Annotated in this window: 7 protein-coding genes, 2 tRNA genes, 3 rRNA genes and 1 pseudogene; 7 read left to right on the top strand and 6 right to left on the bottom strand. The window is 62.4% G+C overall.

Features of this window, described 5'->3' with window-relative positions:
- Positions 1-68 precede the first annotated feature (68 nt).
- The 5 genes from rrf to H0E82_RS11420 all read right to left on the bottom strand — a co-directional run bounded on the left by rrf (position 69) and on the right by H0E82_RS11420 (position 5,243).
- A 5S ribosomal RNA gene (rrf, locus tag H0E82_RS11400) occupies positions 69-182 on the bottom strand.
- 171 nt (positions 183-353) lie between these two features.
- Positions 354-3,233 (bottom strand): 23S ribosomal RNA (locus tag H0E82_RS11405).
- Positions 3,234-3,469: 236 nt separating this feature from the next.
- A tRNA-Ala gene (locus tag H0E82_RS11410) sits at positions 3,470-3,545 on the bottom strand.
- A 3-nt stretch (positions 3,546-3,548) separates the two neighbouring features.
- Positions 3,549-3,625: transfer RNA gene (locus H0E82_RS11415), tRNA-Ile, on the bottom strand.
- Between the two features lie 73 nt (positions 3,626-3,698).
- Positions 3,699-5,243: ribosomal RNA gene (locus tag H0E82_RS11420) — 16S ribosomal RNA — on the bottom strand.
- Together the 16S, 23S and 5S rRNA genes with 2 tRNA genes alongside form the textbook arrangement of a ribosomal RNA operon.
- 557 nt (positions 5,244-5,800) lie before the next feature.
- Between H0E82_RS11420 and H0E82_RS11425 the strand changes: the two genes are divergently transcribed.
- Positions 5,801-6,247: a DUF192 domain-containing protein gene (locus H0E82_RS11425; RefSeq protein ID WP_180545596.1), complete on the top strand. Its 447-nt coding sequence runs from the start codon at positions 5,801-5,803 to the stop codon at positions 6,245-6,247.
- A gap of 56 nt (positions 6,248-6,303) precedes the next feature.
- Positions 6,304-7,149 carry a SirB1 family protein gene (locus H0E82_RS11430; protein WP_180545597.1) on the top strand — a complete coding sequence of 282 codons (846 nt, stop codon included), beginning with the start codon at positions 6,304-6,306 and terminating at the stop codon, positions 7,147-7,149.
- 7 nt (positions 7,150-7,156) lie between these two features.
- Here H0E82_RS11430 and H0E82_RS11435 read toward each other — a convergent pair.
- Positions 7,157-7,410, bottom strand: a pseudogene (locus H0E82_RS11435) (rubredoxin).
- Positions 7,411-7,424: 14 nt separating this feature from the next.
- Between H0E82_RS11435 and thiE the strand changes: the two are divergent.
- The 5 genes from thiE to H0E82_RS11460 are packed head-to-tail and all read left to right on the top strand — an operon-like array spanning position 7,425 to position 12,074.
- Positions 7,425-8,054: a thiamine phosphate synthase gene (gene thiE / locus H0E82_RS11440; protein ID WP_180545599.1), complete on the top strand. Its 630-nt coding sequence runs from the start codon at positions 7,425-7,427 to the stop codon at positions 8,052-8,054.
- A gap of 21 nt (positions 8,055-8,075) precedes the next feature.
- The gene (hemL, locus tag H0E82_RS11445; RefSeq protein ID WP_180545600.1) at positions 8,076-9,371 is read left to right on the top strand and encodes a glutamate-1-semialdehyde 2,1-aminomutase; all 1,296 of its coding nucleotides are present in this window, start codon (positions 8,076-8,078) and stop codon (positions 9,369-9,371) included.
- Positions 9,368-10,261: an ion transporter gene (locus H0E82_RS11450; RefSeq protein WP_180545601.1), complete on the top strand. Its 894-nt coding sequence runs from the start codon at positions 9,368-9,370 to the stop codon at positions 10,259-10,261. Before hemL ends, H0E82_RS11450 begins: the two co-directional genes overlap by 4 nt.
- A complete protein-coding gene (locus tag H0E82_RS11455) occupies positions 10,258-10,899 on the top strand; it encodes an HAD-IA family hydrolase (protein ID WP_328797021.1) in 642 nt (213 codons plus the stop codon). Before H0E82_RS11450 ends, H0E82_RS11455 begins: the two co-directional genes overlap by 4 nt.
- A 59-nt stretch (positions 10,900-10,958) precedes the next feature.
- Positions 10,959-12,074: a type 1 glutamine amidotransferase domain-containing protein gene (locus H0E82_RS11460; RefSeq protein WP_180545603.1), complete on the top strand. Its 1,116-nt coding sequence runs from the start codon at positions 10,959-10,961 to the stop codon at positions 12,072-12,074.

Genomic DNA, 12,074 nt, shown 5'->3' on the forward strand with positions numbered 1-12,074 from the left:
GGCAATATCGACAAAATGTCGGACAAAAAGAAACCCCCGCCTTGTGGGCGGGGGTTTCGGGGTAAAGACCCTGGCGATGACCTACTCTCGCATGCTAGATGCACACTACCATCGGCGCATGTACGTTTCACTTCCGAGTTCGGAATGGGATCGGGTGGTTCCATACAGCTATAGTCACCAGGGAGAGGGTGGAGGGTCGCAGGTCGGCCCGATTCTCGACGCAGGTATGCGATCGACAGTGGGACTGACAGCGCTCACGCTCTCAGAGGTTGGGAAGTAGCGAACATTTGAAACTCGACTCACACGTGTTGCGGAGGCCAAGGATGCTTCGTGTTGAAGCAACTTGAGGTTATATGGTCAAGCCGCACGGATCATTAGTACTGGTTAGCTCAATACATTGCTGTACTTACACACCCAGCCTATCAACCACCTGGTCTTGATGGTTCCTTCAGGGGAGTCAAGCTCCCGGGAGATCTCATCTTGAGGCGCGCTTCCCGCTTAGATGCTTTCAGCGGTTATCGCTTCCGAACATAGCTACCCGGCAGTGCCACTGGCGTGACAACCGGAACACCAGAGGTTCGTCCACTCCGGTCCTCTCGTACTAGGAGCAGCCCCTCTCAAATCTCCAACGCCCATGGCAGATAGGGACCGAACTGTCTCACGACGTTCTGAACCCAGCTCGCGTACCACTTTAAATGGCGAACAGCCATACCCTTGGGACCGACTACAGCCCCAGGATGTGATGAGCCGACATCGAGGTGCCAAACACCGCCGTCGATATGAACTCTTGGGCGGTATCAGCCTGTTATCCCCGGAGTACCTTTTATCCGTTGAGCGATGGCCCTTCCATACAGAACCACCGGATCACTAAGTCCTAGTTTCCTACCTGCTTGATCCGTCGATCTCGCAGTCAAGCACGCTTATGCCTTTGCACACAGTGCGCGATGTCCGACCGCGCTGAGCGTACCTTCGAGCTCCTCCGTTACTCTTTGGGAGGAGACCGCCCCAGTCAAACTACCCACCATACATGGTCCCCGATCCGGATAACGGACCTAGGTTAGAACGTCAAGCACGACAGGGTGGTATTTCAAGGTTGGCTCCACCCCAGCTAGCGCCAGGGTTTCATAGCCTCCCACCTATCCTACACAGACGAACTCAACGTTCAATGTAAAGCTATAGTAAAGGTTCACGGGGTCTTTCCGTCTTGCCACGGGAACGCTGCATCTTCACAGCGATTTCAATTTCACTGAGTCTCGGGTGGAGACAGCGCCGCCATCGTTACGCCATTCGTGCAGGTCGGAACTTACCCGACAAGGAATTTCGCTACCTTAGGACCGTTATAGTTACGGCCGCCGTTTACCGGGGCTTCGATCAAGAGCTTCGCCTTGCGGCTGACCCCATCAATTAACCTTCCGGCACCGGGCAGGCGTCAGACCCTATACGTCCACTTTCGTGTTTGCAGAGTCCTGTGTTTTTGATAAACAGTCGCAGCGGCCTGGTCACTGCGGCCCCCGATCGCTGTAGCCCGCATGGGCCACGATCAAGGGCGCACCTTCTCCCGAAGTTACGGTGCTATGTTGCCTAGTTCCTTCACCCGAGTTCTCTCAAGCGCCTTAGAATTCTCTTCCTACCCACCTGTGTCGGTTTACGGTACGGTCTGCATAAGCTGAAGCTTAGGGGCTTTTCCTGGAAGCGTGGTATCAGTCACTTCGCTCTAATGAGCTCGTCTCGGTGCTCGGAGTTAAAGGGTCCCGGATTTGCCTAAGACCCACTCCTACCGCCTTTCTCCAGGACAACCAACGCCTGGTAGACCTAACCTTCTCCGTCCCCCCATCGCACTTATGCGAGGTGCTGGAATATTAACCAGCTTCCCATCGACTACGCATTTCTGCCTCGCCTTAGGGGCCGACTCACCCTGCGTCGATTAACGTTGCGCAAGGAAACCTTGGGCTTTCGGCGTGGAGGCTTTTCACCCCCATTATCGTTACTCATGTCAGCATTCGCACTTCCGATACCTCCAGCAGACTTCTCAATCCACCTTCAACGGCTTACGGAACGCTCCTCTACCGCGCATAACAAAGTTATGCACCCCAAGCTTCGGTTTATCACTTAGCCCCGTTAAATCTTCCGCGCAGACCGACTCGACCAGTGAGCTATTACGCTTTCTTTAAAGGGTGGCTGCTTCTAAGCCAACCTCCTGGCTGTCTGTGCCTTTCCACATCGTTTCCCACTTAGTGATAATTTGGGACCTTAGCTGTGGGTCTGGGTTGTTTCCCTTTTCACGACGGACGTTAGCACCCGCCGTGTGTCTCCCATGCAGTCTGTCCTGGTATTCGGAGTTTGCAATGGTTTGGTAAGTCGCAATGACCCCCTAGCCATAACAGTGCTCTACCCCCAGGAAGATTCACATGAGGCGCTACCTAAATAGCTTTCGAGGAGAACCAGCTATCTCCGGGTTCGATTAGCTTTTCACTCCTAATCACACCTCATCCCCTACCTTTGCAACGGGAGTGGGTTCGGGCCTCCAGTTGATGTTACTCAACCTTCACCCTGGGCATGACTAGATCACCCGGTTTCGGGTCTATTGCCCGCGACTATGCGCCCTTATCAGACTCGGTTTCCCTTCGCCTCCCCTATACGGTTAAGCTTGCCACGAACAATAAGTCGCTGACCCATTATACAAAAGGTACGCCGTCACCCTTGCGGGCTCCGACTGCTTGTACGCACACGGTTTCAGGGTCTATTTCACTCCCCTCTCCGGGGTTCTTTTCGCCTTTCCCTCACGGTACTGGTTCACTATCGGTCGGTCAGGAGTATTTAGCCTTGGAGGATGGTCCCCCCATGTTCAGACAGGGTTTCTCGTGCCCCGCCCTACTCAATTTCATCGATATGGCCCTTTCGCATACAGGGCTGTCACCTTCTATGGCCGGTCTTTCCAGGACCGTTTTGCTAGAACCAAATCGACTTTTGGGCTGTTCCCCGTTCGCTCGTCACTACTCAGGGAATCTCGGTTGATTTCTTTTCCTACGGTTACTTAGATATTTCAGTTCACCGCGTTCGCCTCGTACAGCTATGTATTCACTGCACGATACCTCCTAGGAGGTGGGTTTCCCCATTCGGACATTACCGGATCAAAGCTTGTTGCCAGCTCCCCGATACTTTTCGCAGGCTACCACGTCCTTCATCGCCTCTGACCGCCAAGGCATCCACCGTGTGCGCTTATTCGCTTGACCATATAACCCCAAGTCGCCTCGGAGCCATACTTCTGTCGATGGGTACAAAGCATCGACACGAACTATAACGACTCAATTTCTTAGGGACTCGAGGTCCCCGCCTTAGCCTCACGACACGTTTGAGTACTTGTCTCAGACGCTCGCTACTTCCCTATTTTTCAAAGAACCGGTGTCGGGCCACAATGCCCGGCACCATTCAAATCTGATGTGTGCGCAGCGATCGGCGAATCAAGAAATGGTGGAGCCTGTCGGGATCGAACCGACGACCCCCTGCTTGCAAAGCAGGTGCTCTCCCAGCTGAGCTAAGGCCCCAAGTGGTGGGTCTGGGAGGACTCGAACCACCGGCCTCACCCTTATCAGGGGTGCGCTCTAACCACCTGAGCTACAGACCCAGTCGTGCTCTTGATTACCAATCGTGCAGGTTACTTATGAGGACGCCTGGACAAGCGATGCAGCCTTGTCTCTAAAGGAGGTGATCCAGCCGCACCTTCCGATACGGCTACCTTGTTACGACTTCACCCCAGTCATCGGCCACACCGTGGCAAGCGCCCCCCTTGCGGTTAGGCTACCTGCTTCTGGTGCAACAAACTCCCATGGTGTGACGGGCGGTGTGTACAAGGCCCGGGAACGTATTCACCGCAGCAATGCTGATCTGCGATTACTAGCGATTCCGACTTCACGGAGTCGAGTTGCAGACTCCGATCCGGACTGAGAGAAGGTTTCTGGGATTGGCTTGCCCTCGCGGGTTTGCAGCCCTCTGTCCTTCCCATTGTAGTACGTGTGTAGCCCTGGCCGTAAGGGCCATGATGACTTGACGTCATCCCCACCTTCCTCCGGTTTGTCACCGGCGGTCTCCTTAGAGTTCCCACCATTACGTGCTGGCAACTAAGGACAAGGGTTGCGCTCGTTGCGGGACTTAACCCAACATCTCACGACACGAGCTGACGACAGCCATGCAGCACCTGTGTCACGGTTCCCGAAGGCACCAATCCATCTCTGGAAAGTTCCGTGCATGTCAAGGCCAGGTAAGGTTCTTCGCGTTGCATCGAATTAAACCACATACTCCACCGCTTGTGCGGGCCCCCGTCAATTCCTTTGAGTTTCAGTCTTGCGACCGTACTCCCCAGGCGGCGAACTTAACGCGTTAGCTTCGATACTGAGTTCCTAATTGAACCCAACATCCAGTTCGCATCGTTTAGGGCGTGGACTACCAGGGTATCTAATCCTGTTTGCTCCCCACGCTTTCGTGCCTCAGTGTCAGTGCTGGTCCAGGTAGTCGCCTTCGCCACGGATGTTCCTCCCGATCTCTACGCATTTCACTGCTACACCGGGAATTCCACTACCCTCTACCGCACTCTAGCCTGCCAGTATCCAATGCAATTCCCAGGTTGAGCCCAGGGCTTTCACATCAGACTTAACAAACCACCTACGCACGCTTTACGCCCAGTAATTCCGAGTAACGCTTGCACCCTTCGTATTACCGCGGCTGCTGGCACGAAGTTAGCCGGTGCTTATTCTTTGGGTACCGTCAGAACAATCGGGTATTAACCGACTGCTTTTCTTTCCCAACAAAAGGGCTTTACAACCCGAAGGCCTTCTTCACCCACGCGGCATGGCTGGATCAGGCTTGCGCCCATTGTCCAATATTCCCCACTGCTGCCTCCCGTAGGAGTCTGGACCGTGTCTCAGTTCCAGTGTGGCTGATCATCCTCTCAGACCAGCTACGGATCGTCGCCTTGGTGGGCCTTTACCCCGCCAACTAGCTAATCCGACATCGGCTCATCTATCTGCGCCAGGCCCGAAGGTCCCCGGCTTTCACCCGTAGGTCGTATGCGGTATTAGCGTAAGTTTCCCTACGTTATCCCCCACAAATAGGCAGATTCCGATGTATTCCTCACCCGTCCGCCACTCGCCACCCAAGGAGCAAGCTCCTCTGTGCTGCCGTTCGACTTGCATGTGTTAGGCCTGCCGCCAGCGTTCACTCTGAGCCAGGATCAAACTCTTCACTTAAAATTTTCGACATCACCGAAGTGACGTCTAATGCTTCGAGTGCAGATGTCCTTCCTGAGCCCGAACTACTCGCCAGCATTTGCATGCTGTTGAATCTTTCTTGCTCTTTCTGGAACGTCTGCTAATGGACTAACACCACCAGCCAGACGTCCGCATAAGTATCCTGCGCACACTGTCAAAGATCTGCGGAAGCGGCCTCAGCGCCTGCTTCCCACTGCTTCGTCGTTTCCTCCGAAGCGAGCCGCCCATCTTAGCGCGGTTTTGGCTTTCGTCAACACCCCGTGAGGGGGAGAGTTCTGCCGGCTTCAGCGTCCGGCCCGAAGGCGTTTCGTTGAAGCGAGCCGCACATCTTACCGCGGCTTTCGAGTCTGTCAACACCGCGTGAAACCCGGTTTCGACTGCCTCACCCCGCCCGACCCGCCACTCCGAAGAGCAGCCCGCCGTGCGGGGCGCGAATTATGCACAGCGCCGACGCGTTTGAGAACCCCCTGCGGACGTTCTTGACGACCCGGATGCACTTGCCGAAGGTTGGGTGCCCATCCACGACTGGAACCGCCATGCGCATCGTCCGCCTGCTCCTCATCGGCCTGCTGGCCATGCTGCTGCTGCCTGCGTGCGCCAGCGATCCCTGGGTCGAGCTCGCGGGACATCGTTACCAGGTGGAAATCGCCGATACCGACGAGGCGCGGGCCCGTGGCCTGATGTTCCGCGACACGATGCCGCCCGATCGCGGAATGCTGTTCATCCATGAGCAGCAGGCGCCCCTCGCCTACTGGATGAAGAACACGCGGATCGCGCTCGACATCCTCTATTTCGACAACGAACGTCGCCTGGTGTCGCAGCAGCGGGACGTGCCTCCATGCTCAGGCGGCAACCGCTGCCCCACCTATCCGAGCGACGCGCCGGCACGCTACGTGTTGGAACTGAATGCGGGCGAGGCGCAGCGCATCGGTGCGAAGAACGGCGATACGCTCATGTTCTCGCCCGCCATTCCCGGTCACTGAACCCGAGCAGCCCCGCCCGGCTTGCACGCTTGTGCGGGCGGCGGCAGGCTGGCGCCATGACCGAGGCTCCACCCCTGCCGGACTGGAACGCGCTGGCCGCGATCGAAGATTCCGATCTGCCGCTGTTCGGCATCGGTCTTCTGATCGCGCGCGACGAGTATCCGGGGCTGGACGTCGGCGCCTGCGAGGATCTGGTGCTCACCCATGCGCGCCACCTCCGGCCGGAGATCGAGGCGATCGAATACGGCCCGCTGAAAATGCAGGCGATCAACCGGCACCTGTTCGAGGAGCTGGGCTACACCGGGGACCACGAGCGGTACTACGATCCCCGCAACAGCTATCTCAACGAGGTCCTCGAGCGCAGACTCGGCAATCCCATCTCGCTCGCGGTGGTGCAGATGGAGGTCGCCCGCCGGCTCGGCGTCGCGCTCGACGGCATCTCGTTTCCGGGCCACTTTTTGGTCCGCCTGCCGGTGGACGACGGCATGCTGGTGATGGATCCGTTCAACAGCGGACGTCCGCTCGATCTCGAGGAATTGCGCACCCGGGCCAAGCCGCATCTGGGTGGCGACGTGCCGGACGACGACACCCTGGCGCGGATCCTGCGCCCGGCGTCGCACAGGACGGTGCTGATGCGCATGCTGCGCAACCTGCTCGGCGTCTACCAGGGTGCCAGGGACTGGGCGCGGGTCGTGCGCTGCGCGGACCGGCTGCTGAAGCTGGCCCCCGACACGCCGGATGCGCTGCGTGACCGCGGGCTCGGCTACCTGGCGCTGGGCCACATCGATGGCGCCCGGCAGGACATGACCCGGTATCTCGTGCGGAATCCCGATGCGGACGATGCCGGCGAGCTGCGCGCCCAGCTGGTGCGCATCGGTGGCGGCGGACGCGCCACGCATTGAGCGGGCGTCAGACCACCATCATCTCGAAATCGTCCTTGGTCACGCCGCAGTCGGGGCAGGTCCAGGTGTCCGGGACATCCTCCCAGCGCGTCCCCGCGACGATGCCCTCGTCGGGAATGCCGACGGCCTCGTCGTAGATGAATCCGCAGACGACGCACATCCAGGTGCGGAAGGCGGTCTGCGTCGTCGAATCGTTCATCGGATAATGGTCCGCACGGGGCATGGTAGGCGAGCTGCATTGTCCCACCGCGCCCCCTCCACCGGAACCCGTGCCGATGAACGCCCGCCCGCCCGATCGCCCGCGCGGCCTGTATCTGCTGACGCCCGACGAGCCCGATACCGCGCAGCTGCTCGCGCGGGTGGCCCCCGTGCTGCCCCACGCGACCTGGCTGCAGTACCGCAACAAGCGCGCGGATGCCGGCGTGCGCCGGGCCCAGCTGGTCGCCCTGCTGCCGCTCTGCCGTGCCATGGGGGTGCCGTTGATCGTCAACGACGACTGGCGGCTGGCCGCGGAACTGGGCGCGGACGGCGCCCACCTGGGTGAAGACGACGGCGCACTGGCGGATGCGCGTGCGGCGATGCCGCCGGGCACATTGCTCGGCGCCTCGTGCTACGACGATGCGGCGAATGCGCACCGGGCCGTCGACGCCGGTGCGAGCTACATCGCGTTCGGGGCCTTCTTCCCGTCACCGACCAAGCCCGCGGCCCGCATCGCGACCAAGGCCCTGCTGCGCGATGCCAGCCTGCCCCCGGTGCCCCGGGTGGCCATCGGCGGGATCACCCCGGACAATGCCCGCCAGCTCGTGGCCGCCGGCGCCGATCTCGTGGCCGTCATCAGCGGCGTGTTCGACGCGCGTCATCCTGCCTCCGCGGCGCGCGCCTATCGCGCGGCGTTCGACCTGTAGTTTCTCTTCACCGGAGTTCCGATGGATACCTCTCGCTCGCACGCCCTCTTCGACCGCGCGCGCGCCCTGCTTCCGGGCGGCGTCAACTCGCCTGTGCGCGCGTTCAAGTCGGTGGGCGGCGAGCCGTTCTTCGTCCAGCGCGCGGACGGTCCGCATCTGTTCGACGTGGACGGGAACCGCTACATCGACTACGTCGGCTCCTGGGGACCGATGATCGTCGGCCACAACCATCCGGCCGTGCGCCAGGCGGTCAAGCGTGCGATCGGCGCGGGCCTGTCGTTCGGTGCCCCGTGCGCGGCCGAGGTCACGATGGCCGAGCGCATCACCGCGCTGGTGCCGTCCTGCGAGATGGTGCGCATGGTCAATTCGGGGACCGAGGCCACCCTGTCCGCGATCCGACTGGCGCGAGGCGCGACCGGGCGCAGCTGCATCGTGAAGTTCGAGGGCTGCTATCACGGGCATGGGGATTCCTTCCTGGTCAAAGCCGGCAGCGGCGCGCTGACCTTCGGCGTGCCGACATCGCCCGGGGTGCCGGCCGCCCTGGCCGATCTCACGCTCACCCTGCCCTACAACGATTTCGACGCGGCGAGCGCGCTGTTCGCCGAGCGGGGCCACGAGATCGCCGGGCTGATCATCGAACCGGTGGTCGGCAACGCGAACTGCCTGCCGCCGCGCGCGGGCTACCTGCAGCACCTGCGTGCGCTGTGCACCGGGCATGGTGCGCTGCTGATCTTCGACGAAGTGATGACCGGCTTCCGGGTCGCACTGGGTGGCGCGCAGGCACGGTACGGCGTCACGCCGGACCTCAGCACCTTCGGCAAGATCATCGGCGGTGGCATGCCCGTCGGTGCCTACGGTGGCCGCCGCGACCTGATGCAGCAGATCGCGCCGTCGGGTCCGATCTACCAGGCCGGCACCCTCAGCGGCAATCCGGTGGCGATGGCCGCCGGGCTCGCCATGCTCGAACTGGTGTCCGCGCCGGACTTCCATGCTGCACTCGAAGCGAAAACCGCGATGCTCTGCGATGGGCTCGAGGCCGCGGCACGCGCGGCGGGCATCCCGTTCACGACCACCCGGGTGGGCGGCATGTTCGGCCTGTTCTTCACCGGCGAGACCAGCGTCGACACCTACGCGCAGGCCGTCGCATGCGATACGGGTGCGTTCAACCGGTTCTTCCACGCCATGCTCGAGCGCGGCGTGTTCCTGGCGCCGTCGGCGTTCGAGGCCGGCTTCATGTCGTCGGCGCACGACGACGCGGCGATCGCGGCGACGATCGAGGCCGCGCGCGAAGCGTTCGCGGCGACGGCCGCCGCATGAGCAGCGCGCGGGAGGCCGAGCAGGACGAGCGCGCGAGCCCGTTCGAGCGCGATCTTCTGCCGGCCCGTCCGGACGGCGTCCGCAATCGTGTATACCGCCTGTTGTTCCACCATGAGACACCGGCCGAGCGCAATTTCGATCTGGCCCTGATCGCGGCGATCGTCGTCAGCGTGATCGTGGTCCTGCTCGACAGCGAGCCCGCAGTGAAGATGCGTTGGCATTCGGCACTGGTCGCCGCCGAATGGGCGTTCACCATCGTCTTCACGATCGAGTACGCACTGCGGCTGTGGGCGGTGCGCCGACCGCTGCGTTACGCCACCAGCTTCTTCGGCGTCATCGATCTGCTGGCCATCCTGCCCAGCTACCTGTCCCTGCTGCTGGCGGGCAGCCAGTACCTGCTGGTGATCCGGGTCCTGCGTCTGCTGCGGATCTTCCGCGTCCTCAAGCTGGTGCAGTACTCCAGCGAGGCGGGCGTGCTGATCACCGCGCTGGCGCGCAGCCGGCGCAAGATCTTCGTCTTCGTGTGCACGGTGATCACGATCGTCATCATCTTCGGCGCCATCATGTACGTCGTCGAGGGCCCCCAACACGGCTTCAACAGCATCGCCACCGGCATGTACTGGGCGGTCGTGACGATGGCGACGGTGGGATTTGGCGACATTTCGCCGGCCACGCCACTGGGTCGATTCATCACCTCGATCCTCATCCTGATCGGCTACAGCATCATCGCGGTGCCCACCGGCATCTACACCGCGGAACTGGCCGGCGCGCTGCGCCCCAAGCGCCGCCACGTGCGCTGCAGCGAATGCGGCCTGCAGGATCACGAACAGGAAGCCTGGCACTGCCGGCGCTGCGGCCACGGACTGCCCCCGGAGGAACCGTCCGCGTGACACCGCCGCGGCTGCGGCTGGTGCTGCTCGATTTCGACGGCGTTCTGGCGCGATACGACCAGCGCGTACGACTGGCCTCTCTGGCACGCGCCGCGGCATGCACGCCGGCCCACGTGTCGGAGGTGTTGCTCGATTCGGGGCTCGACCGCGCCTACGACAGCGGGGCGCTCGACACCGCGAAATATCTTCAGCACCTCAGCGCCGGCCTCGGCACCGCGGTCGACGCCGCCACGTGGATCGAGGCGCGCGTCGCCGCCACGCAGGCCGACCCCGCCGTGCTCGCACTTGTCGCGTTGCTCGCCTCGCGGGTCGAGGTCGGCGTACTGACCAACAACGGGCCATTGCTGCTCGAGGCGCTGCCGCGGATCGTCGCGCCGCTGTTCCCGATGCTCGACGGCCGCGTGCTGTGCAGCGGGATACTGGGCGTGCGCAAGCCGGACCGTGCGATCTTCGAGCGCGCGCTTGCGCATTTCGACGTGCACGCGCAGGAGACGCTGTTCGTCGACGACCTGTTCGTCAACGTGCAGGGCGCACGTGCCGCCGGCCTGCACGCCGACACGGTGGTCCATGCGCGGTCGCTGCGGACCGTACTGCGGCGCTACGGGCTGATGCGCGCCGGGCCCGTCACCCCGGATTGAAATCTGCTTGATCCCGCGGCGGGATGCTGGCCTCCGGTCATCCCACCCCGGAGTTCCCGATGCAACGTTCTTTCGTGTCCTGTCTGCTGGTCGCCGCGCTGTCCCTGACACCCGCGCTGTCGCGCGCCGCCGATACCGTCTTGATCGTACTCAGCGGCGAAGGTCATGACGCCGGCAAGACCCGGCCCGGTTACGAGTTCGACGAGCTGTCCCAGGCCTGGTTGATCTTCAAGGCCAACGGCCTGGCGGTCGAGGTCGCCAGTCCGCAGGGCGGCGCAGTCGAAGCGGACCGTTACAACGCGGACGAGCCGTTCAACGCCGCGCTGCTGGCCGACGGAAACGCGATGCGCCAGCTTGCGCACACCCGCCGCACCGACGCACTGGACGCTAAGGACTACGCCGCCGTCTACGTGGTCGGCGGCAAGGGCGCGATGTTCGACCTGCCGCGCGATACCGCTCTCCAGCAGCTGATTGCCCGGGCCTGGGACGCCGGCGCGCTGATCGCCGCGGTCTGCCACGGGCCGGCTGCCCTGGTCGACGTGCGCCTGGCCGATGGCGCGTCGTTGATCGCCGGGCGTCACATGACCGGGTTCAGCAACGAGGAGGAAGCCATCTTCGGAAAGAAATGGGCCGCCGAATTTCCCTGGCAACTCGAGGATGCGGCGCGGGCGCGCGGTGCGCTCTGGCATGAGGCGCCGCTGATGCTGCCCAGGCTCGTCGTCGATGGGCGCCTGATCACCGGCCAGAACCCGTATTCGACCACCGCCGTTGCCGAGGCGGTCGTGCGTGGCCTGGGCCGGACACCGGTGGCCCGCACGCCGTGGCGCGACGAGGCGAGCATGGCGCTGGTGCAAAGGCTGCGCGATGGCGATGCGGCAGGCGCGCGTGCGGCGCTGGCGCAATCGCCCACGCGCTATCACCTCGAACTGATCGGCATGCTCGGCTATTACCAGGCCGAGGCCGCCGGCGATGATGCGGCTGCGCTACGCCTGGCCCTGCAAACCATGCAACTGGCCTTGCCGCACATGGACGAGCCGCGACTCAAGCTGGCCGCTGCCGACGCGCACCTGCGCCTGGGCGCGCGCGCGCAGGCACGCACCCTGGTACTTCAGGTACTGGAAGCGTCGCCGGGGATGGAACAGGCTGAGGCCCTCCTGCAACGCATCGACCGCTGA

Source organism: Luteimonas deserti (assembly GCF_013425765.1).
Classification (GTDB): Bacteria; Pseudomonadota; Gammaproteobacteria; order Xanthomonadales; family Xanthomonadaceae; genus Luteimonas; species Luteimonas deserti.

What these genes read in the sequence shown, in the direction of transcription:
- H0E82_RS11425 (WP_180545596.1), top strand. Translation starts at nt 5,801, where the DNA reads ATGCGCATCGTCCGCCTGCTCCTCATCGGCCTGCTGGCCATGCTGCTG.
- H0E82_RS11430 (WP_180545597.1), top strand. Translation starts at nt 6,304, where the DNA reads ATGACCGAGGCTCCACCCCTGCCGGACTGGAACGCGCTGGCCGCGATC.
- thiE (WP_180545599.1), top strand. Translation starts at nt 7,425, where the DNA reads ATGAACGCCCGCCCGCCCGATCGCCCGCGCGGCCTGTATCTGCTGACG.
- hemL (WP_180545600.1), top strand. Translation starts at nt 8,076, where the DNA reads ATGGATACCTCTCGCTCGCACGCCCTCTTCGACCGCGCGCGCGCCCTG.
- H0E82_RS11450 (WP_180545601.1), top strand. Translation starts at nt 9,368, where the DNA reads ATGAGCAGCGCGCGGGAGGCCGAGCAGGACGAGCGCGCGAGCCCGTTC.
- H0E82_RS11460 (WP_180545603.1), top strand. Translation starts at nt 10,959, where the DNA reads ATGCAACGTTCTTTCGTGTCCTGTCTGCTGGTCGCCGCGCTGTCCCTG.